Source organism: Synechococcus sp. UW179A, from assembly GCF_900473965.1.
GTDB lineage: Bacteria > Cyanobacteriota > Cyanobacteriia > PCC-6307 > Cyanobiaceae > Synechococcus_C.
The window spans coordinates 233,143-253,554 of record NZ_UCNJ01000032.1 but is presented as its reverse complement, the minus strand read 5'-3'; the positions used below and the strand labels follow the sequence as shown (position 1 = coordinate 253,554).

27 protein-coding genes and 1 tRNA gene are annotated in these 20,412 nt (G+C 57.2%); 13 read left to right on the top strand and 15 right to left on the bottom strand.

The annotated features are described in order from the left end of the window. The first annotated feature begins 9 nt into the window (after nt 1–9). Nucleotides 10–1,362 (top strand): aminopeptidase P N-terminal domain-containing protein, encoded by a 1,353-nt coding sequence (locus DXY31_RS15755; protein ID WP_256359644.1) that lies wholly within the window; start codon nt 10–12, stop codon nt 1,360–1,362. 14 nt (nt 1,363–1,376) lie between these two features. Here the strand turns inward: DXY31_RS15755 and DXY31_RS15750 are convergent, their stop codons facing one another. After that, nucleotides 1,377–2,150, bottom strand: coding sequence for a TIGR01548 family HAD-type hydrolase (locus DXY31_RS15750; protein ID WP_256359647.1), 774 nt, complete (start codon nt 2,148–2,150; stop codon nt 1,377–1,379). 93 nt (nt 2,151–2,243) lie between these two features. Between DXY31_RS15750 and DXY31_RS15745 the strand changes: the two genes are divergently transcribed. After that, on the top strand, nt 2,244–2,747 hold the full coding sequence (locus tag DXY31_RS15745; RefSeq protein ID WP_114994641.1) for a 30S ribosomal protein PSRP-3: 504 nt from the start codon (nt 2,244–2,246) through the stop codon (nt 2,745–2,747). Between the two features lie 6 nt (nt 2,748–2,753). Here DXY31_RS15745 and DXY31_RS15740 read toward each other — a convergent pair whose 3' ends face one another. Further along, nucleotides 2,754–3,194: a hypothetical protein gene (locus tag DXY31_RS15740; protein ID WP_206749830.1), complete on the bottom strand. Its 441-nt coding sequence runs from the start codon at nt 3,192–3,194 to the stop codon at nt 2,754–2,756. Between DXY31_RS15740 and DXY31_RS15735 the strand changes: the two genes are divergently transcribed. Then, nucleotides 3,184–3,861 (top strand): M23 family metallopeptidase, encoded by a 678-nt coding sequence (locus DXY31_RS15735; RefSeq protein WP_244279869.1) that lies wholly within the window; start codon nt 3,184–3,186, stop codon nt 3,859–3,861. The two genes, DXY31_RS15740 and DXY31_RS15735, sit on opposite strands and share 11 nt — an antisense overlap. 165 nt (nt 3,862–4,026) lie before the next feature. Here the strand turns inward: DXY31_RS15735 and atpC are convergent, their stop codons facing one another. After that, on the bottom strand, nt 4,027–4,437 hold the full coding sequence (gene atpC / locus DXY31_RS15730; RefSeq protein WP_114994638.1) for an ATP synthase F1 subunit epsilon: 411 nt from the start codon (nt 4,435–4,437) through the stop codon (nt 4,027–4,029). A gap of 78 nt (nt 4,438–4,515) precedes the next feature. Then, nucleotides 4,516–5,979, bottom strand: a complete 1,464-nt coding sequence (atpD, locus tag DXY31_RS15725; RefSeq protein ID WP_114994637.1) for a F0F1 ATP synthase subunit beta — start codon at nt 5,977–5,979, stop codon at nt 4,516–4,518. A 219-nt stretch (nt 5,980–6,198) separates the two neighbouring features. Here atpD and groES point away from each other — a divergent pair, with 219 nt between their 5' ends. The 5 genes from groES (at nt 6,199) to DXY31_RS17645 (ending at nt 9,138) form a co-directional block, all read left to right on the top strand. After that, nucleotides 6,199–6,510 (top strand): co-chaperone GroES, encoded by a 312-nt coding sequence (groES, locus tag DXY31_RS15720; protein WP_066911278.1) that lies wholly within the window; start codon nt 6,199–6,201, stop codon nt 6,508–6,510. Nucleotides 6,511–6,584: 74 nt separating this feature from the next. Then, nucleotides 6,585–8,219, top strand: coding sequence for a chaperonin GroEL (groL, locus tag DXY31_RS15715; protein ID WP_114994636.1), 1,635 nt, complete (start codon nt 6,585–6,587; stop codon nt 8,217–8,219). Between the two features lie 110 nt (nt 8,220–8,329). Next, nucleotides 8,330–8,698 carry an MscL family protein gene (locus tag DXY31_RS15710; RefSeq protein ID WP_114994635.1) on the top strand — a complete coding sequence of 123 codons (369 nt, stop codon included), beginning with the start codon at nt 8,330–8,332 and terminating at the stop codon, nt 8,696–8,698. Between the two features lie 5 nt (nt 8,699–8,703). Then, entirely contained in the window at nt 8,704–8,832 is a 129-nt protein-coding gene (locus tag DXY31_RS17755) for a hypothetical protein (protein ID WP_256359643.1), read from the top strand. Between the two features lie 150 nt (nt 8,833–8,982). Then, entirely contained in the window at nt 8,983–9,138 is a 156-nt protein-coding gene (locus DXY31_RS17645) for a hypothetical protein (protein WP_244279882.1), read from the top strand. 235 nt (nt 9,139–9,373) lie between these two features. Here the strand turns inward: DXY31_RS17645 and secG are convergent, their stop codons facing one another. Continuing rightward, a complete protein-coding gene (gene secG, locus DXY31_RS15700; protein WP_114994634.1) occupies nt 9,374–9,604 on the bottom strand; it encodes a preprotein translocase subunit SecG in 231 nt (76 codons plus the stop codon). Nucleotides 9,605–9,628: 24 nt separating this feature from the next. Next, nucleotides 9,629–11,260 (bottom strand): 2,3-bisphosphoglycerate-independent phosphoglycerate mutase, encoded by a 1,632-nt coding sequence (gene gpmI, locus DXY31_RS15695; protein ID WP_114994633.1) that lies wholly within the window; start codon nt 11,258–11,260, stop codon nt 9,629–9,631. 149 nt (nt 11,261–11,409) lie between these two features. Here gpmI and pyrR point away from each other — a divergent pair, with 149 nt between their 5' ends. Then, on the top strand, nt 11,410–11,958 hold the full coding sequence (pyrR, locus tag DXY31_RS15690) for a bifunctional pyr operon transcriptional regulator/uracil phosphoribosyltransferase PyrR (protein ID WP_114994632.1): 549 nt from the start codon (nt 11,410–11,412) through the stop codon (nt 11,956–11,958). On the opposite strand, the gene DXY31_RS15685 is transcribed toward pyrR, so the two are convergent. The 3 genes from DXY31_RS15685 to DXY31_RS15675 all read right to left on the bottom strand — a co-directional run bounded on the left by DXY31_RS15685 (nt 11,955) and on the right by DXY31_RS15675 (nt 14,778). Then, a complete protein-coding gene (locus DXY31_RS15685; RefSeq protein ID WP_114994631.1) occupies nt 11,955–12,176 on the bottom strand; it encodes a ferredoxin-thioredoxin reductase variable chain in 222 nt (73 codons plus the stop codon). The two genes, pyrR and DXY31_RS15685, sit on opposite strands and share 4 nt — an antisense overlap. 39 nt (nt 12,177–12,215) lie before the next feature. Beyond that, nucleotides 12,216–13,061, bottom strand: coding sequence for a hypothetical protein (locus DXY31_RS15680; RefSeq protein ID WP_114994630.1), 846 nt, complete (start codon nt 13,059–13,061; stop codon nt 12,216–12,218). Between the two features lie 73 nt (nt 13,062–13,134). Continuing rightward, on the bottom strand, nt 13,135–14,778 hold the full coding sequence (locus DXY31_RS15675; protein WP_114994629.1) for an Hsp70 family protein: 1,644 nt from the start codon (nt 14,776–14,778) through the stop codon (nt 13,135–13,137). Nucleotides 14,779–14,817: 39 nt separating this feature from the next. Here DXY31_RS15675 and DXY31_RS15670 point away from each other — a divergent pair, with 39 nt between their 5' ends. The 4 genes from DXY31_RS15670 (at nt 14,818) to DXY31_RS15655 (ending at nt 16,330) form a co-directional block, all read left to right on the top strand. Beyond that, on the top strand, nt 14,818–15,102 hold the full coding sequence (locus tag DXY31_RS15670) for a hypothetical protein (RefSeq protein WP_114994628.1): 285 nt from the start codon (nt 14,818–14,820) through the stop codon (nt 15,100–15,102). A gap of 25 nt (nt 15,103–15,127) precedes the next feature. Beyond that, nucleotides 15,128–15,355, top strand: coding sequence for a DNA-directed RNA polymerase subunit omega (locus DXY31_RS15665; protein ID WP_067095871.1), 228 nt, complete (start codon nt 15,128–15,130; stop codon nt 15,353–15,355). Next, nucleotides 15,352–15,732 (top strand): DUF1818 family protein, encoded by a 381-nt coding sequence (locus DXY31_RS15660; protein WP_114994627.1) that lies wholly within the window; start codon nt 15,352–15,354, stop codon nt 15,730–15,732. Before DXY31_RS15665 ends, DXY31_RS15660 begins: the two co-directional genes overlap by 4 nt. Nucleotides 15,733–16,039: 307 nt before the next feature. Further along, the gene (locus tag DXY31_RS15655) at nt 16,040–16,330 is read left to right on the top strand and encodes a DUF2811 domain-containing protein (protein ID WP_114994755.1); all 291 of its coding nucleotides are present in this window, start codon (nt 16,040–16,042) and stop codon (nt 16,328–16,330) included. On the opposite strand, the gene DXY31_RS15650 is transcribed toward DXY31_RS15655, so the two are convergent. The 6 genes from DXY31_RS15650 to DXY31_RS15625 form a co-directional block, all read right to left on the bottom strand. After that, entirely contained in the window at nt 16,282–17,055 is a 774-nt protein-coding gene (locus tag DXY31_RS15650) for a hypothetical protein (protein ID WP_114994626.1), read from the bottom strand. The genes DXY31_RS15655 and DXY31_RS15650 overlap by 49 nt on opposite strands. Then, nucleotides 17,039–17,500 (bottom strand): EVE domain-containing protein, encoded by a 462-nt coding sequence (locus DXY31_RS15645; RefSeq protein ID WP_244279867.1) that lies wholly within the window; start codon nt 17,498–17,500, stop codon nt 17,039–17,041. Before DXY31_RS15645 ends, DXY31_RS15650 begins: the two co-directional genes overlap by 17 nt. Before the next feature lie 24 nt (nt 17,501–17,524). Beyond that, a complete protein-coding gene (gene murD / locus DXY31_RS15640; protein WP_114994625.1) occupies nt 17,525–18,913 on the bottom strand; it encodes a UDP-N-acetylmuramoyl-L-alanine--D-glutamate ligase in 1,389 nt (462 codons plus the stop codon). A gap of 28 nt (nt 18,914–18,941) precedes the next feature. After that, nucleotides 18,942–19,013, bottom strand: a tRNA-Val gene (locus tag DXY31_RS15635). A gap of 73 nt (nt 19,014–19,086) precedes the next feature. After that, nucleotides 19,087–19,866 carry a photosystem II S4 domain protein gene (locus DXY31_RS15630; RefSeq protein ID WP_114994624.1) on the bottom strand — a complete coding sequence of 260 codons (780 nt, stop codon included), beginning with the start codon at nt 19,864–19,866 and terminating at the stop codon, nt 19,087–19,089. Beyond that, a complete protein-coding gene (locus tag DXY31_RS15625) occupies nt 19,863–20,393 on the bottom strand; it encodes a hypothetical protein (protein ID WP_114994753.1) in 531 nt (176 codons plus the stop codon). The genes DXY31_RS15630 and DXY31_RS15625 overlap by 4 nt, the downstream gene beginning before the upstream one ends. Nucleotides 20,394–20,412: the final 19 nt, after the last annotated feature.

Genomic DNA, 20,412 nt, shown 5'->3' with positions numbered 1-20,412 from the left:
GTCTCTGCCGTGGCTGATCTTGCCCCTGTTTTTGATGCTCAGCTGTTCGCGGATCGCCGCGAGCGGTTCATGGCTGAACTGGGAGAGGCCGCCGCAGTGATCCCAGCGTCGACCCTGGTCACCCACCATGCGGATACGGAGTGGCCCTTCCGCCAGAACAGTGATTTTTGGTACCTGACCGGGTTTGATGAGCCCGATGCCGTGGCCCTGTTCCTGCCACATCGCCCCGAGGGTGAGAGGTTTGTGCTCTTCGTGAATCCCCGTGAGCCAGCGGCTGAGGTCTGGACCGGTCGACGTTGGGGTTGTGAGGGTGCGGTGGAGCGCTTCGGGGCTGATCTCTCGCATCCACGCTTGGAGCTCGATGCCCTGCTGCCGCAGTACCTGGACGGTGCGGAGGGCATCGCTTTCCGTGTCGGCATTCATCCATCGATCGAACCATTGGTGTTGCGTTCATGGGGTGCGCAACTGGATCGGGCCTCTCGCACTGGCAGGGCTGCACTGGCGCTGCTTGCGCCCTGCCCGCTGCTGCATCGGATGCGCTTGCGCAAGCAACCCGCTGAACTGGAGCGTCTGCGTGAAGCCGGCCGGATCTCTGCTTCGGCCCATGAGCTGGCCAGAGCTGCCGTGCGCCCTGGGATGAACGAGCGTCAGATTCAGGCTCTGATCGAACAGCATTTCCTCGAGTTGGGAGCCCGTGGGGCCGCTTACGGCTCGATCGTTGCCGGAGGAGACAATGCCTGTGTGCTGCATTACATCGACAACAGCGCAGTTCTTCAAGACGGCGATCTGCTGCTGATCGATGCGGGTTGCTCACTTCGCGATTACTACAACGGGGACATCACGCGCACGTTCCCGGTGAGCGGTAGCTTTAGTGGGGAGCAGCGGGAGCTTTATTCCCTGGTGTTGGCGGCCCAGGAAGCGGCGATTCGCCGGGTTAAGCCAGGACATACCGCCGAGGACGTTCATGACGCGGCTGTGCATGTTCTGGTGGAGGGTCTTGTGGATCTGGGCCTTCTGCAGGGAGAGGTGGATGGTCTGATTGAGCAGGGCTGCTATCGCCATTTGTACATGCACCGCACCGGGCACTGGCTGGGGTTGGATGTGCATGACGTAGGTGCTTATCGGCTTGGGGAGCATCACGTGGAGCTGGAACCCGGCATGGTGCTGACGGTGGAACCTGGTCTTTACGTCAGTGATCGTCTTGCGGTTCCAGAGGGACAGCCGGCGATTGACGAGCGCTGGAAGGGCATCGGTATTCGCATCGAGGACGATGTTGCAGTCAGGGACCTTGCCGAAGTCCCCTGCGGTCATGAAGTGCTCACTGCTGCAGCTCTCAAAGCTGTGGAAGACATGGAGCGCTAAGCGATTAAGTCGCGTCAGCGAACGGATCTTGCGTGTCCCTGACGTTCAGATCCGTTGCAGTCCATCGACCATTGAAGGGCTGCTTCAGTGCTGGAGAGGACCAGATCCGCTCCGGCGGCCATGAGTTGCTGCTCATAGACGCTTCTCTCCTCGCTGCCGGGCAGAAGATGCGGTGGGGACACTGCGAGACTGATCCAATGCCGATCGGGGCGTTGGATTCTGGCGTTGAGAATGGTCTGAACATCGGCAACCGTGTCACCCAGATAGGCGACAACACCCCCGCTGGTACAGGGCAAAAGACTGTCACTGAGCTGCACAAGACCAGCGGGGTCAGGCTTGTCAGGGGCATCGCCCATGGCGATTAGAGGAGGATTGACCAGTCCAAGTCGCTTCTGCAGCACGAAACGTGCGGATGGAGGTTCCGCACCACTAACAAATCCCCAACACCAACCGTTTTGATCCAGCGCGTCAAAGAAGTCCCGCTGCACCAGCAAGGGTTCATCACTGATGTACCCCATCCAGGCACCTGGATCGCCATCGGGATCGCCACCGAAGTAGAAATCGCTGAAAACATCGATTAGGTCCCGCCTGACCGGCAAGGATGCGCCATGCCGGCGCAGCAGTTCGAGGCTTGCGTCCCAGTCGTTGTTCCAGCGTCCTTCGCCCTTGAGGGCGTCGATGCATGATGGTGCTGGCAGCCAGCCGCTGTAGTGCTCCACCGTGGCCTGGAGGGCTCTGCGATAACTGCCGGAAACGTCGCGGATCACTCCGTCGATATCGAACAGCAGAAGCTGGCTGGTGGATGCGTGCCGGTCCAGGGGGGATGGGTTTTGGCGGCTGGTAGGTTAGTTCTTTGTCATTGATTCTTGAGCGCTGACACCATGACGGTTTCCGAAGGTGCTGCCGTCGACCAAGAGGTCGCTACCGAGGCAGCAGCAGCTGATCAGGCTCCACAGAGCATTGAGGCCGATCAGCAGCAGGAGCCGAAGGAAGGTCGTCCGGTGATGCGTGGCGGCAGTGCCGCACTGGCATCAGCCACAATCGATGCCGATGGTGTGCCATCTGGTTATACCCCTAAGGCCGATGAGGGGCGCTTCCTGTTGAAGATTCTCTGGTTGCCCGACAACGTGGCGCTTGCCGTTGATCAAATTGTTGGTGGTGGACCCAGTCCTTTGACGGCCTATTTCTTCTGGCCTCGTGAAGATGCCTGGGAGACTCTAAAAAGTGAGCTTGAAGGCAAGTCCTGGATTACCGATAATGAACGCGTTGAGGTGTTGAACAAAGCCACTGAAGTGATCAATTACTGGCAGGAAGAAGGCAAGGGCAAGAGTTTGGATGATGCCAAGCTCAAGTTCCCTGATGTGACTTTCTGCGGCACCGCTTGATAAGCATTAATTCAGTATTTTGTTGGTTAAAAGCAGGCAATTTATTGCCTGCTTTTTAATGCCGAGAAAGCAGCGTACTAGCAAACTCCCGCGGCCTTTGCCCGAATGATTAGATCGTGCAGGATGTTCATCTAGCGCAGCTGTGGATTGATGGTGTAGATCTTCTGCGTCTCTTTTGAAAAAGTTTTGAGCAGTGTTCTGGTCAAAGGCTGGTCTGCCTTGAGTAGGCCTCTTAATGCTGCTTTCCATCAGAATTATCGCTTGATTCTTTCGGGGGTGATACTGATCGCAAATCCCAGCAGATTTGATCATATGGGCTGCGCAATAGTCTGTTACAGTCTCGCGAAATATTATTAATGGATTGATTTCTTTCGCCTCCTTTTTTGCACTTGGTCTGTCCTCTGCGACTTTCGCGGCAATATCAGGCATGGAAATCTTGAATGACATTGGTCAATTCAGGCTTCAGGAATCTGCCACGTCAGGCCTTGGCGGAGAGCCTGGAAAAAATGTTTTTCTAGCTTCTCAGTCACTGTTAAGTAAGAGATCCATGACTGTTTTGTTTGAGCAGTATTGTTTGCAGGAGTCTCCCATTGTTTCTGTCAATTCTGTATCACTTCCCAAGGCGCCCTGGCCTGCCGAGAGCTTTGTAGTCAAATCCGACCCTATCGCTGAGGTTTGTTCGTTCGGATCCTTCGCTGAGTATTTGAATGAGTTGTCGCGGAAGGCCTATTCTTTGCCTGCTGCAGGTGTTTTCACCTCGGGCTTTGGGCCACGCTGGTCAAGGCACCATTCAGGCATTGATATAGCCAATCACGTTGGAACATCGATTCATGCTTCGCGGTCTGGACGTGTGATTTTCGCAGACTCTTTAGGCGCTTATGGGCTGATGGTCGAAATTTTGCACACTGATGGTTACAAGACCCGCTATGCGCATTGCAATGAGATTCTGGTTCAGGTCGGTGAGAGTGTCAGTCGCGGTGATCTGATTGCCAGGATGGGCAATACAGGTCGCAGTACTGGACCTCATCTTCATTTTGAGATCAGATCACCAAAAAATATCGCAATTGATCCCACTTCATTCTTGAAGGGAATCACAGTCGAAGAGGAGGTGTGAACCTTGGGATTAATTACTGGTTGTTAGCAGCTTTGAGCTGCATCGACTCTTTCGTCGATTGAAGTGACAGATCCTCTGGAAGGTTAGGCCAAGATCAAAAGATAGATGTAGTAATAATGTCTGGCCCTGAATGTGAAACTGCTGTGGCAGTGCATGGATATTCAATCAGCTTTGATTGATCGCTGCCTGTGCGCGGGCTCTTGCGCGATTTAGGTTTTGTTGAGCTTTAACTTTCTCAGGAGAGGTCGGCTGGCCTTCCAATTTATTGACGGCGCTGCGTGCTGCCTGCAATTCGTTTTCAGCGGAATTGCCATCAATCGAGCTTCCCAGCTCAGCGGAGTTCACCAACACGGTGACATCATCGGCTTCCACTTCCGCAAATCCACCCATCAGGGCGATGGATTTCCAGCCTCCATCAGCGCGAACACGCAGGACTCCAACATCAAGCGCCGCCAGCAAAGAGACGTGGCCGGGGAGAATGCCCAGCTGCCCAGTAGTGCTGGGGAGGATCACCTCATCAGCAGAGCCATCGAAGACGCTCTGGTCTGGTGCCAGCACACGGAGAGTGAGGGACATGGATATGAAGTGTTTGGGTTAAAAGCGTGGTGGCGAAGTGAAAAAAACAGAGGGCATGGATTGAGCCCTCTGTTGGCATCACTTGGCTTCTTCGGCCATTTTTGCAGCCTTGGCCTTGACTTCATCGATGTTGCCAACGAGGTAGAAAGCCTGTTCGGGGAGATGATCCAGCTCGCCAGCAAGAATCTGGTTGAAACCACTGATGGTTTCTTCGAGCTTCACATATTTGCCGGACATGCCGGTGAAGATCTCAGCCACAAAGAAGGGCTGGGAGAGGAACTTCTCGATCTTGCGTGCACGGTCAACGGTGCGCCGATCGTCTTCGGAGAGTTCGTCGAGACCGAGAATCGCAATGATGTCTTGCAGTTCTTTGTAGCGCTGAAGAGTGGACTGAACGCTGCGAGCTGTGCGGTAATGCTCGTCACCCACAACAGCGGGCTGGAGCATGGTGCTGGTGGAGTCCAGAGGATCCACAGCTGGATAAATGCCTTTTGAGGCCAGGCCACGATTCAACACCGTAGTGGCGTCGAGGTGAGCAAAGGTGGTTGCAGGAGCAGGGTCAGTCAGGTCGTCAGCGGGGACGTAGACAGCCTGGATCGAGGTGATGGAGCCCTCCAGAGTGGAGGTGATCCGCTCTTGAAGTTCGCCAACGTCGGTACCGAGGGTGGGCTGATAACCCACAGCGGAAGGCATGCGTCCAAGCAAGGCGGACACCTCGGAGCCAGCCTGCACGAAACGGAAGATGTTGTCGATGAACAGCAGCACGTCCTGCTTGTTCACGTCACGGAAGTGCTCAGCCATCGTCAAAGCCGAAAGACCCACGCGCATGCGGGCGCCGGGGGGCTCATTCATCTGGCCGTAGCAAAGAGCCACCTTCGACTTGGAGAGGTCATCGGCGTTGATCACGCCTGAATCCTTGAATTCCTCGTAAAGGTCGTTGCCCTCACGAGTGCGCTCACCCACACCGCCGAACACGGAAACACCACCGTGTTCCTTGGCGATGTTGTTGATCAGTTCCTGGATCAGCACGGTCTTGCCAACACCGGCACCACCGAACAGTCCAACTTTTCCGCCTTGGCGATAGGGAGCCAGGAGGTCAATCACCTTGATGCCGGTCTCAAAGACTTTCGGCTTTGTTTCCAGTTCAGTCAGCTTGGGTGCTGAACGGTGGATCGGCGCTGTCGCATCGGACTTAACAGGTCCCTGTTCGTCGACAGGCTCTCCGAGAACGTTGAAGATGCGTCCAAGGGTTCCTTCGCCAACAGGCACTGAAATCGGAGCACCGGTATCGAGGGCCCCCATGCCACGAACGAGGCCGTCGGTGGCACTCATTGCAACGGCGCGAACACGGTGGTCACCCAGCAACTGTTGAACTTCAGCGGTGAGAGCGACCGCCTGTCCGGCGGTGTTGGTGCCTTCGATGCGGAGTGCGTTGAGAATTTTGGGCAGCTTGCCGGCGGGGAATTCCACGTCCAGAACCGGGCCAATCACCTGGCGGACAACGCCCTTGGTACCGGCGGAGGCGGGAGCAGCAGCGGCCATAAGTAAGGGGGTGTGAGAGGGAAGCGTCTAGGGCAATCCCTTCCTGAGCGGGGCAACGATACCACCGTCACGAGGAAGGGGGGAGTGGTTCGGTCACCCGCACGCTTGTCCCGTGGCCGAAGTGCAGAACCCGGACATAGGTTGGCACTCGACGACCTTGAGTGCCAGCTCGAGTCGCATCGGCGCTTCGGCGCACTGTCCCTGCTCCTGCAAGAACCCATGGCAGCTGTTTCTCTCAGCGTCTCCACTGTTAAGCCCCTTGGCGATCGCGTTTTCGTCAAAGTCTCAGAATCCGAGGAGAAAACCTCCGGCGGCATCCTGCTCCCCGACACCGCTAAGGAAAAGCCTCAGGTAGGCGAAGTTGTTCAGGTTGGACCCGGTAAGCGTAATGACGACGGATCGCGCCAGTCTCCTGAAGTAGGAGTCGGCGACAAGGTCCTCTACAGCAAGTACGCAGGCACCGACATCAAGCTTGGAAGCGATGAGTTTGTGCTCCTCTCCGAGAAGGACATTCTCGCCATCGTCAACTGACCGGCCCCTGACTGCCTTGGACCTGAGACAGGTCGGTAGTCATTCCACTAACCCTTTCATCAATTTCCGCCCCCATGGCCAAGCGCATCATTTACAACGAGAACGCTCGCCGCGCTCTTGAAAAGGGCATTGACATTCTTGCCGAATCCGTTGCTGTGACACTCGGCCCCAAGGGTCGCAACGTTGTTCTCGAAAAGAAGTTCGGTGCTCCTCAGATCATTAACGACGGCGTCACGATCGCCAAAGAGATCGAACTCGAGGACCACATCGAGAACACCGGTGTTGCTCTGATTCGTCAGGCTGCCTCAAAGACCAATGACGCCGCCGGTGACGGCACCACTACAGCGACCGTTTTGGCTCATGCCATGGTCAAGGCTGGTTTGCGCAACGTGGCCGCCGGTGCCAACGCCATCACCCTGAAAAAGGGCATCGATAAAGCTTCTGATTTCTTGGTCGACAAGATCAAAGAAAACGCTAAGCCGATCGCTGATAGCAATGCCATTGCGCAGGTGGGCACTATCTCCGCCGGTAATGACGAAGAAGTGGGTCGGATGATCGCCGATGCCATGGACAAGGTTGGTAAGGAGGGTGTGATTTCCCTGGAAGAGGGCAAGTCGATGACCACCGAACTGGAGGTCACCGAGGGAATGCGCTTCGACAAGGGCTACATCTCCCCTTATTTCGCCACTGACACCGAGCGAATGGAAGCCGTCCTTGACGAGCCCTACATTCTGCTCACCGACAAAAAGATCGGCCTCGTGCAGGATCTCGTGCCCGTGCTCGAGCAGATTGCCCGCACTGGCAAGCCCTTGCTGATCATCGCCGAGGATATTGAAAAGGAAGCTCTTGCCACCCTGGTGGTAAACCGCCTGCGTGGGGTACTCAATGTTGCTGCCGTTAAGGCTCCCGGCTTTGGAGACCGTCGCAAAGCCATGCTGGAAGACATGGCTGTGCTGACCAATGGTCAGCTGATCACGGAAGATGCCGGTCTGAAGCTTGAGAACGCCAAGATCGAGATGTTGGGCACTGCCCGTCGTGTGACCATCAACAAGGACACCACCACCATCGTGGCTGAAGGCAACGATGTGGCTGTGAAAGCTCGTTGTGAGCAGATTCGTAAGCAGATGGACGAAACCGAGTCCACCTACGACAAGGAGAAGCTTCAGGAGCGACTGGCCAAGCTCGCCGGTGGCGTTGCAGTAGTGAAGGTGGGTGCTGCTACCGAAACCGAGATGAAGGACAAGAAGCTTCGTCTTGAGGATGCCATCAACGCGACCAAGGCAGCAGTGGAAGAAGGCATCGTTCCTGGAGGCGGCACCACCCTTGCCCATCTGGCTCCCACGCTCGAGCAGTGGGCCACTTCCAGCCTGGAGGGTGAGGAGCTGATCGGTGCCAATATCGTGGCTGCTGCTCTGACTGCGCCACTGATGCGCATCGCTGAGAATGCAGGCGTGAATGGCGCTGTTGTGGCTGAAAATGTGAAGGCAAAGGCCTTTAACGACGGCTACAACGCTGCTAACGGTGACTACGTCGACATGCTGGCTGCCGGCATTGTCGACCCTGCCAAGGTGACCCGTTCTGGTTTGCAGAACGCTGCGTCAATCGCCGGCATGGTGCTGACCACGGAATGCATCGTTGCCGACATGCCTGAGAAAAAAGAAGCCGCACCGGCTGGCGGCGGCATGGGCGGTGGCGATTTCGACTACTGAGTCGGAGTTCCTCCATCAGAGCCGCTTCGGCGGTCGATCAAGCCCCGCTTTTGCGGGGTTTTTTTTGTGCCCAGCTCAGGATTGAATGGTGTTTCTCCGAAATTCTTGAGATGTTTTTTCGTCGTTGGTTGCGCGAGTTTCAGGAGTTTTTCTTCCAGAAGGGCAATGCTTTGAACCTTGCCATTGCGGTGGTGGTCGGCACGCAGTTTCAGCAGATCGTTGACGCCGTTAGCAAAGATCTGCTGATGCCTCTGCTAAATCCTCTCGTGCGTGACGGTAGCTGGCATAACCTGGCGATTCCCTATTTCGACGGTGAGCTGGCTATCGGGCGAATTCTCGATGTCGTACTTAACTCCATCCTCGTGGGCTGGACCCTATTTCTGATCATCAAGGTGATCAATCGATCAGAGAGATTGGCCTCCTCTGGTGTGGAGAAACTGCGTGGTCAGGCGTCTTCTGAAAGTGATGCCTCACGTTGAGGGTGATGCTGGCGCTCTTCGATGGGCGACAACAGCCTGATTCTTGCCTCGGCGGCACGTCTGATGATCCAGGACTGGCATTCTTCTATGGGGGAATCGTTCAGGCTCGCAATGTGCTCACACGATGGCGCTGAGCTTCCTTTCACCACCATTCACATCTCTGCTGCGACAGGGCCGGTTGCCGGGTCGATCGTTGAGACATGGCGTGATGGACAGCCCACTGCTGTTGGGATGGCGATGGGGGCGATCCCGGTTTGGTTTGCTGCCTCTCGGTGTAGCTCAAGATTTCAGCGCGGTTCGATGATTCGCTCGACACCTTTGCGGTCCATGGTGTTTGCGGCACGGTCGGCGCGTTTTTGACCGGTGTCTTCGCCAGTGCTGAGCTGATCCCCAGTCACCCAGCAGGTCAGGTTCTCGCTGACAAAGACAGGCACTCTTGATCGGCGGCCAGTTGCAGGCCGTGCTGGTGGCTCATAGGTTGCCGGCGTCAGGGACGCTGCTCATCGCTGGATTGTTGCGAGGCTTCGGCCTTTGATTCCGCGTGTCGGCAGCGGCTGAAAACCTCGGAGTCGATGCGCGTGAACACGGTGAGAAGGCTTATCCGAAAAAGATTGTTTGACCCCAGTTCCATGAGGTCCCGAGTCGGTTGGACCTTTTGTTGTCGGCTGTGCTGATTCAGCTCAGCCAGCCGGCACTCAGGATCACAGCCAGCGTTAGAAAGATGGCCAGGGTGGTCCAGGTGATTCGGTTAAGGGTCGCTTCCGCACTGCTGGCACTAGTAAATGAAGTGCTTCCACTAGCGGCGAGCCCACCCATGCCGTCGCCCTTGGGGCTATGCAGAAGGACAAACAGGATCAGCAAGAGGCCGCTGCCGATCCAGATCCAGGAAAGAACGGTGGTGATCATGGGCAAATCCTATGCGTGAGCCGTTCAGACCGGTTGAGGCAGGCGCGCGGTGGAGGGCACGGGTGTCTCGATCGGTTCGATCAGGGTGCTTCCTGTCATGGTCTTGGGTTTCTCGAGATCGAGTAGCTGCAGAAGAGTGGGTGCAATGTCAGCAAGCCCGCCGTTATCGCGCAGGCGAATTGCGTTACCCATGCCACGGATCTTCCTGCGCTCCCCTTCCACGAGAATTAATGGCACCGGATTGGTGGTGTGGGCCGTCCAAGCCTGGCCATCATCGCCCAGCATCCGTTCGGCGTTGCCGTGATCTGCCGTGATGATCATCGTGCCACCCATGCGACCCACGGCATCGAGCAGGCGTCCAACGCACTGGTCGACTTTCTCGATTGCCTCGGTGGCGGCCTCCATCACGCCGGTATGTCCCACCATGTCTGGATTGGCGTAGTTGATCACCACCAGGGAATAAACCCCCTTCTCGATGGCTTCGATGCAGCTCACGGTGAGGGTTTCGGCGTTCATGGCCGGAGCCTGGTCATAGGTTGCGACACGGGGAGAGGGCACCAGATGACGGTCTTCTCCTTCCAGCGGCTGCTCCACACCGCCGTTCATGAAATAGGTCACATGGGGATATTTCTCCGTCTCTGCCGTTCTGTACTGGCGTAGTCCACGCGATGCCACAACTTGACCCAGCAAGTCATCAAGGGACTCGGGTGGAAAAGCCACTTCCACGGGGAGACCTGCTTCGTACTGCGTGAACGTAACGACGTCCAACTCAGGCCTTAGGGGCCTTTCGAAATCGGTAAAGTCCTCTTTTGCCAGGCACTGAATGATCTGGCGCGCCCTGTCAGGTCTGAAATTGAACATCAGCAGGGCATCGCCATCGTTCAGATGGGTTGCACGCAGACGTATTGGTTCCACGAATTCATCGGTGGTGCCGCTGTCGTAGCTGGCCTGCAATGCTTCAGACGCCGACAGCTCGCTCACAGGAACGTCAGGTGAAGTCAGCAGTTCATGGGCGCGTGAGGTGCGCTCCCAGCGGCGGTCGCGGTCCATGGCCCAGTAACGACCGCAGATGCTGGCGATCTCACCCACTCCACAAGACTGAATGGTGTCCTCAACCTGCTTCAAGTAAATCGGAGCACTCTGCGTGGGGGTGTCGCGTCCATCGGTGATCGCATGGATCGAAACGTGTTTCAGGCCTTCGTCGGCTGCCCAGTGCAGCAGTCCGCACAGGTGATCAACGTGGCTGTGTACGCCACCGTCTGAGCAGAGGCCCAGCAGGTGAAGCGTGCCGTTGCTTGCACGCAGACGTTCGGCCAGTTCACGGAGTTTTGGAACGGCTCTCAACTGGTTGTCACGCACCGTGTCGCCGATCCGTACCAGTTCCTGGCGAATGATTCTGCCCGCGCCGATGGTGAGATGCCCGACCTCGGAATTGCCCATTTGCCCATCAGGCAATCCCACGTGGGAGCCGCTCGCCTGGATCAATGTCTGGGGATAGGCGTGACGCAGCGCATCCATGACGGGAGTGCTGGCGGCTTGGATGGCGTTGTGGTCGGTGTCGCTGCGCTCGCCCCATCCATCCAGGATCGCCAGAACAACTGGAGCAATGGATCGCTCCCTGCTTGGTCGTCCTGTATGGCGATCGGCAACGTTCACTCAGCTCTATCCGTTCTTAAGGCCTTCTCTAGATTCACAAGTTACCCCCGGATCCCGCCCGTGGTGAACTCTTGCGCGGTCGATGGTCAGCTTTTGCGGATCTTGAAGGTGATATCCGACATACAGTTATCTATCCCACTGCATCGGTCATGGTGACGTCTGGGAATAGTGAGCGGATCGAGATCCTTTCTGCCGAGGATGTCGGCCGAACGCTGTCTCGCCTGGCCTCTCAGGTTCTTGAATGTGTGGGAGAGGTCGAGCAGTTGCTGCTGCTGGGAATTCCCACCCGGGGCGTTCAGTTGTCAGCTGTACTGGCGCGCTTCCTCAAGGAGCAGAGCGGCCAGACGATCGCCCAGGGCACACTGGATCCGACCTTCCATCGTGATGATCTGGAGCGAGTGGCGATGAGGCCTGTGCAGGCGACCGAGCTGCCTGTAAGTGTCGAAGGACGTGATGTGCTGCTGGTCGATGACGTGATTTTTACCGGCCGCACGGTCCGTGCCGCTTTGGAAGCGATCCAGGCCTGGGGCCGGCCACGCCGCGTCATGCTGTTAGTGATGGTGGACCGCGGTCATCGGGAACTGCCGATTCAGCCTGATTTCTGCGGTCGATCCGTTCCCACTCGACGCACCGAAACCATCGAGCTCAGACTGATGGATGTGGATGGGGAAGAAGGGGTTTTTCTCAGAAGTCTTTAGGCGGAGAATTGAATCTCCTCCCCGCGGAAATGAGCCTTGTAGCGACCGAAGGCCACGAGCACTGGCAGGGTGGGGCTGATCGGGCGTCCCTTCCATTCAGTCAGAACACTGATCACATCCCCCTCGCTGCCCTTCATGTCGAAGGCTTCACCACGGTGTAAGGGATGGTTGTAAACCATTACCGATGAGGTCACAACGACCTTGTCGCCAGGCTGCATGAGCAGACGATCTCATTGAGAGTTATTTTGTCACGCGCTTCATGGTCTCTTCGCCTTGCAGAGGCTCTCCGGTCCTTCCTCGACGAGTACTCCGCCCAGATCAGCGCACCCGGCGACGAAGGCACTCCATGGATCCATACCGCTGGACAGCCGCTCCTCCACAGCTGTATTGAGACGTTCTGGATCAACCGTATGAGCAGGTAAAGCCCCATGGCTGTGATGCTCCTGCCGATCACGCAAATTCTGTATGGCTTCCTCCACCTGCTTGCGGAGAGGCAGGGCATGGGTCTGCCACCAGGGGTGGTCCAGTTGATTGAGCACGCTCAGTGCTTCCCACCACTGCTGTCGTTGAACTTTGTCCTTGAGCCGTTCGTGATCGATCTTGTTGCGGTTCCAGGTCTCTCGCAGACTGTCACTGAGCTGTGTTCCCGGTCTCTGTCCCTTTTGTTCCAAGGGTTTGAGGGTGATGAGGGCTTGTTCGAGATCTCCCGCTCGGAACTGATCCAGTGCCCGCTCGCGCAGTGTCTGGCGCCACTGGAGCAATCTGGTTCGATCACTGCGTCGTTGCTCTTCGCTGCCGACACTCGAATTGACAAGCTGTGACTGCAGGTTGAGTGCATGGGTGCTGTCGCCACGCTCCCAGGCCAGTTCTGCCTGGCGACGACGGCAGACGGCCTGCTCGCTCGGCGCTTCCCGGTCCAGCCATCGGAGTGCCGCCAGCTGTTCGCCGTAGCGCAGGCAGGCTTCGAGGTCTCCCCGTGAAGCCGCTTCACGCAGGCGACCGGGCAACTGCTGCTCCCACCAGTACGCATAACCACAAAGGAATGCGACACCACCAAGTGTGGCGATCAGCCAAAACTTCGGGAGATGGCGACGCAGCGCCAATGGTGGTCAGGGAACGACAAACACCTTTCTATGGATGTTGCCGTCAACACACACGCCCTTGTGGACGGCGCGATCACCGCACGGTCCCGAGTGGTCTCGGCTCAAGGCTTTCGCCTGTCCGTAGATCCTCTCCCTCAAGGATCAGTTCCGCCTGATCATTGAGATGGAAACGCAGTTTTAGACAATCTTCTCCAGGCTGCCCGGGAGGTTCAAGGGGAAGCTCACAGGCGGTGTCTGGCCGCTTTGTTACCTCATCCCATCCATCGTTTTTTTCCAGCACACGGGGCAGGCCATTGACCATCACCACTTCATGTCTTGTCTCCCCCCTGGACTCTCCAAGCACCAGCTCGAGCGACTGCTGGTCCGGCCCGCTGGCGCTCAATATCAGTTCCAGCGGCTTGCTGGACGGCCAGGGCTGACCCGGTAAAAACAGGGGATGCCAGTGATGGGTGTTGCTGCGCTGGTTCCAGCAGCGCAGTGAGATTCCGCGTTGCAGCAGGTCCTGCATGCGAACTCCAGGAGTGAGGCTCAGGGCACCGCAGGCCACCGCTTCCATCGGCGGGGGGGTGAGCAGTGGTGTGGGCGAAAGCTTCTCTGTAAGCCAATCGCGCAGCTGGGGTAGATGGGCGCCTCCCCCTACCACCACTACAGCATCAAGATCCTCGGCCGGACAGCCGTTGAGTTCCGCATCGCGCAAGGTTTTGCTGAGCAGTCCTTCAAGGGCATCAAACAGTCCTCGCTCCTGCAGTAGACGACTGAACTTGTGTCGATCCATCGACAGGTTGCTCGGCGCGTCGAAATCCTGGCCATTGGCTATCTCCGAGAGGCTTTCCCGATTCGGGATATCGGGATCGCTGAGGCGACATTTCAAACGTTCCGCCGCATTCAACAGAGCCATCAGCCCATCGCCTTCCTCCGGCAGGCCGTCTGGACAGAGTTCGTCGAGAATCCAGCGATCCAGATCCCTACCACCCAGGTTGATGCCAGCTTTGCCGAGGACTTTGGCCTGACGGAGCGCCTGACGGCTGTTGGTGAGGTCCTGGCCGCGGAAGCGAAGCAGCTGGGCCACTGGAGCAGCACGACCTTCACCACCTTCGAGGGCGACTAGGGATAGATCGAGAGTTCCTCCGCCAAGGTCGACGACGAGAAGCTTGGAACCAGCTTCGAGTCCAGCACCGAGGGCAGCTGCCGTTGGTTCGTCCACCAAGGCGATCTCTGCGACCTGCATCGGTTCGCAGGCTTTGAGAAGCCAGTCGCGATAACCGGACCCCTGATCCACGGGGGCTGTCAGGACGAGTCGCTCGATGCTCAGTTCAGGGGGCATCCTCTTCCAGATTTCAGTCAGAAGACGCGCACCGGCCTGTTCGGGGCTGAGTCGTCTCTCGGCACTCTGCGGATCCAATGGAATGCCGATCCAACGCTTGAAGTCGCGATGCAACTGAGGAGCATCACGTTCGTGTAAACCGTTTTCAAGCACCTCAAGCCCAACCAGCGCGGGACCTGAGACCGCGTCCTCTGCCCAGATGAGCGATGGGATCGCTCCCTGCTCACGGGTGATCTGAGGTAGGTCGAGCAGATCCACCTCAGATCGCTCAGCAGACTGAAAAGCCACCACCGTGGTGGTGCTTCCCAGGTCGATCGCCAAGGTGCCGACGTTATAAGACGCCTCGGAAAGATGAAGGTTTTGTTCGGCAGCGAGGGGCTGAACCACCGCTATGGGCAGGTTGGAGTCAGGTCGAGGCTACGGGGAGCAACGATGGATCGCTTAAGACGGCTTGTGTTTTCCTTCTATCGGGAGGATCCACAGATTGAGGCAGAGCTGGAACCGCTGCGAGACTGCAGGATGTCACGCAGCTGGGGCAGCATCCGCGTTGAGTGCGTGGATGCGCAGCATCTCGAGGAGGTGAGTGCTTTGCTCAGTCATTTGCGTAGACCGCTTGTGGCGATGGGGCTGGGTCGACAGATTGTTCTCAGGGTCCCTGGGCGTCCGCAACGCAGCTACCCCATGCATGTTCCTTTCCACAGTGATCTCTTCACTTAGAATTCAGGATTCATGTGCTGTTGGCATGCTTTCTGCAGGAGTCGATCATCAGGATCTCGCCAAGCGCGGTGAAAGCCTGATCCGTCAGTCCAGCAATCGCTATCTGACCACGGTTCGGATTGCCTTCCGTGCCAAACAGAGGCGCTTTGACGACTTCGATGGTCTGCTTGAAGAATCCAGCGTCAAGCCAGTGCAGCGGGCCATCGTTGAGCTGAGCGACGAACAGGATCAGCCCGATCTTCTCCCTGGATGATTCAAGAGGAGGGCTCTGGCTGGAGATTGTCTAGGGATCCTTCCCGCCCACCGTTTTCAGTTCTGATTGGTGGGGAAGACTGGGCCCTCGAACTCAAGGAGTGTGAAGCCTGCGAGCTGGTTTCACTCATCAGTGATCTGACAGATCAACATCGAGCCATCTGCGCTCAGCTTATGGCGGAGGAATCCATCACCGTCGAGCTGGAGCGTGGCAGTTGGTGGGTCTGCCTCGAGGGTGATCGATCACGCTGGTCGATTCGGGCCATCTGTAGTGGTGATGGTGACCTCGCTCGTGGCTTTGAAGTCTGCTGGCCTGACCCTGCTGCGCAGGCCATCGCGGAGGCAATGAGAACGTTGTGGGACAACGGCAATGATTAGAGCAGCTGATCAATAGCTCTTCATTGATTTTCCCCCAGTATTCCCCACGGGTAAGGCAATGTTTTCCACAGGTCTCAGGGCGTTTTGGCTGGTATGGCGGGCTTCTGTGGAAAACTTGATTTCGGAGGTTGGTTTTGGTTGACGAATCACGCCTGTGACTCTTTCGGCTCTGTTGGAGAAGATCGCTTGCTGGGAAGGGCTCCAGCGTCTCAAGTCTCGTTTGGAGAATCACTGAGAATGCCGCCTGAGCTGCTTCTTGACGCAGGTCGTTATCTGTGGAGAACTAGTTGGCATTCGAGGCGTTTGCATGCAGTCGGTCGATCAGTTGGAGCAGACTCAGGCATCAGCATCAGATCCGCTGCTGGAGGTTTCGAAGGCTTCCGATGAGTCAGCGGTGAGCTTTCATTCAGAGCTCCCCCAGCCCCTGCAGCAAGCCATGGTTGCGTTCATTGAGCGCTGCCCAAACTGGGATCAGTACCGTCTTGTTCAGGCTGCTCTGGCTGGATTCCTGATTCAGCACGGAGTGGAGTCAAGAGAAATCACTCGGCTTTATGTGGGCAACATGTTCCGCCGAGAATCTTTGACCCAGGGTTTCTGAGTCCGGCAGCTGGCCATCAGCAGCAAGGCGCTGAACGGAATACTGAGGAGCAGACCGATGAATGCTCCCATCAGGCCAATCAGGTTGACGCCGATGAGCAGGCCAAGCAAAGCAAGAACCTTTAGTCGATTGCTTTGAACTAGCCGTCGACTGTGCTCCATCGCTGCAAGTGGGCGATGGCCGTGATGGACCAAAAGTGGAAGGGCAAGGGTCTGGCTCAGGGTCCACAGGATCAATCCCAGTCCTCCAACAAGCAGCATCACAGTGGAGATGACTCCGCTCTGCCTTGCAATCAGTGCTCCGATGATCCTGATCATGTTCAGGCCTCCGATCAGGATGACCCCTTCCAGCATGACCAGTGCGGCTGTCTGTCTGAAAATCCACCGAAGACGTTGACGCTCCTGCGCAGGCTCGTCTTGTGGTGTGGATTGGATCGAAGGAAGGAGCTGATCGGCCAGATGCAGCAAGGCCACGAGCGGCAGAAGCATTGTGGGGATGGTTGCAACAAAGAGCACATCGCTGATGGCTGACTGCCACCATTCCTCCCCTTGCTGAAGATCTCTTGAGATCAAGCTCAGACCAGTGACGGTGATCAGCATCAGAGCTGTCAGGCCCACAAAGCGCCAGGGAGCTTGGCTGAAACCTATCCAGGCTCTGGGGATGATTGTTGTGAGAGGGATGCGCTCTGTCGGGCGACGGTCCCTCGTTTCACTGAACTGAGCCAAGTCGATTGAGGAGATCCTGAGCGATTCGGTCTTCGACAGGAAGAATGGAAAGCCGATTGCCGCGTCGAACGACGGCCAGTTCTTCCGGTTGGTAGGACTGACGTAAGTCCTCCAGACTCAAAATGTCCTGAAATCTGCCTCGATAGGCCAGACGCACACAATCCCAGCGCGGGGATTCCGGTTTCGATGCAGGGTCGTGATATTTCGATGATGGATCGAATTGTGTGGGATCCACCAGTCCTGTTTCGATCACTTCCATCATTCCGATGATCCCTGGGGGCTTGCAATTGGAGTGATAAAAGAAGGCCTGATCGCCAACGGCCATCGTGCGCATGAAATTACGCGCCTGATAATTGCGAATACCGTCCCAGAGCGTCGTCTGCTCATGCTCAAGATGATGAATCCCGTAAACATCGGGTTCACTTTTCATCAGCCAGTAGGCCACGCGTTCTACAAAATTTTCCCCAGACTAGTTTGATCGGCTCGCTTCGATCAGCTCGCGGAAGTGATTGCCACGAGCTTCAAAATCGGTGTATTGGTCAAAGCTGGCGCATGCCGGTGACAACAGCAGACTTGCAGCCTTCTGTTGTTGGGCCAGTTCAAGGGCATGCGGCACAGCATCATCCAGGCTTCTGTGCGTGGTCACGGCGCCGTGAAAAGCAGATGCTTCGATCAAGCCACGCAGTTCTTGAGCCCCCGCACCAAACAGCACAACAGCGCTGCTGCGCTCTTTCAGCAGTTGCAGCCAGGGCTGAGCGTCGCCCTGTTTGGTTTGACCGCCTGCGAGTAGGACTACCGGATTGGGTACGGACTGCAAACCCACTGCAGCTGCGTCGTAGTTGGTTGCCTTGCTGTCATTGAAAACGGCAATGCCCTGGACGTTTCCGAGCGATTCGAGTCGATGGGGGACACCATCGAAGCATCGCAACGCTGATTCAATGGTTTCCGGCGCCAATCCAGCTTCGAGAGCCGCTGCCGTCACCAGCAGCATGTTCTGCTGGTTGTGCTCTCCTGGCATGGCGAGAGCATCAGCGCAGAACAATCTTCGCTCTCCCTCGCAGACCCAGCCGTCGTCACTCACACTCATCCGAGCGCTTGCGCTGTCTGAGTAAGCCAGGCTGGTGCTGACCCAGTTCACTCGGGTCTGTCCCCAGCTGCAGCGAGTTCGGCTGATTTCAGGGTCATCACCATTGAGAATCGCCAGCTGGGAGCGTTCAAGCAGTCCGCGCTTGATCGCTCTGTAAGCGTCTAGTGACCCATGTCGCTCAAGGTGGTCAGGTGTCAGCGTTGTCCAGATTCCGATGCGCGGGGCCACTTCGGTGGCCGCTTCAATTTGGTAGCTGCTCATCTCCATGACGATCCAGTCGGGAAGAGGGCAGGAGGCCTCTAAACATCCCAGTGCCAGTTCTGCGGCGGAGTACCCCACATTGCCGGCCATGGGAGCCTCCAATCCGCCATGGCTGAGCACGTGGTGGAGAAGATGGGTCACGGTGGTTTTCCCGTTGGTGCCAGTGATGCCAATCCATGGCCGTTGCTTCAGGGTCTCCCAGGCCAGGGCCATCTCTCCCTTCACCGCAACTCCTCGCGTTCGTAACGCCTCAAGGGTTGGATGCGTCCAGGAAATTCCAGGACTGATCACCACCTGATCGAGCTCATTGAGCAAGGGCTCGAAACTGGCTATCTCCAGGGGGTGTCCAAGCTGGACATCAATGCCCTGCCCTCTCAGGTCAGCTGACTTTCGCCTGCAGGCATCGTTCTCAGCCTTCTCGAGAACTACCACCTCTGATCCCTGGGCTTTGAGCAGACGGGCTGCTCCGATTCCAGAGCGTCCCAGTCCGATCACGACACTCAGGGTCATGCTTTTCGTTCTCTACTCACGAGGGAAGTGGGCGATACTGGAATCGAACCAGTGACTCCTACCGTGTCAAGGTAGTGCTCTACCTCTGAGCTAATCGCCCGCATTTTCACCCTTCAGAGGATCTGCGGTGACGGTTGAGCGCTTGCCAACCGGATGCGACTGAAGTTAGCAGCTCACCGGCGCAGCATTTCCACTCTCCAGCGATTGCGTTTAGTGATTTCGAGATTCAAGACTTCTACGCTTCCCCGGTCCTGAAGCTGGAGGCGGTCGCCGATTTTCAGTTCTCGACTCGCCTGGCGGACTGGATGCCAGTTGAGTCTTAGCCTTCCATCCCGGATCTGACGGATCACTTTGGAGCGGGACAGTCCGAAACCTGCTGAGGCGATGGCATCGAGTCGGCAGGATGCCTCCACGCTGGTGAACCGCTTCGGCAGTCGTTGGGCTGGCCACTGCAAGCAGTCGATGCTTACCGCCTCCACCGACAGCGTCACGTCACGCACTTGTCCGGTCAGGCCGTTGAGATGGTTCGCGGCCTCCGGTGTGCAAACGGCCTGGGCTCCACGATCACCCCGAAGCCAGAGATCGCCCAGCCCATCAGGGTTCACGCCAAGGTCAATCAGCGCCTGGCGCATGTCTTGAGGTTCAGCCCGGTCGAACAGGAAATTGCCCTCGAGCCTCAATCCCGAGATTGGAGCCGGCTCAGGTTGCGGTTCTTGATCGCTGCGACTGAGCTGGAGACGACAGCGTTCGGTGTCTGGTCTTCCACCGTCTCGGACCACCCGCAGTTCAGTTAGTGCCTCGAGCCGGCGTGAGTCTTCCAGTTCAGGCCCGCTCAAAAAACTGCTCCAGCTCGGTTGCCAGGTGCGCAACACCTCTTCCGCCTGCTCGATCAGGCGGTGCATTGCCTCCGGCTCAGCGAGCCCTTCGATCAACGACCCTCGGGGAAGACTCACAGTTCACTCAGGCGAACCACCTGCTGAGGACGAACTTTCTGAACCAGTTGCCAGGGCACTTCAAGACCTGCTTGGGTTTCCAGCAATAGCAACCAAAACTGCTCGTTATGCCTATTGCGCAGGATTCGGACCCCGTCCTCGTTGTCGGAAGGAACGCTTGCTGCTGCGGCGTAGCTCCCCATTAATCCTGAACCGAGACCGAGCAGCCCGCCGATCAGTGCTTCTCCGACAGCACCGAAGCGCGCAAAGGTGTCGAGCGTGGTGATTTGAGTAAAGGTGAGCCCTGCCATGAAGCCGAAGGGCATCAGCCAGCGAGACATGGATCGCTGTCGGCGACTGCGGGCCATGTTCGGATTAAGCAGATCGACGTTGTCGATCTGCTCTGCCCTGAGACGCCCTTCAGTGCCGCCAGATTGCTTAGGAGCTACAAGCACAACGCGGATGAGCGGTGTGCCTGAATCCTGCAGGTCCTGGACCAGAGTCTCGGCAGAGGTGCGTTCTTTGAGCACCAGGACGCAGGCGGGCATGGGCGGATCGGTGCGGGCT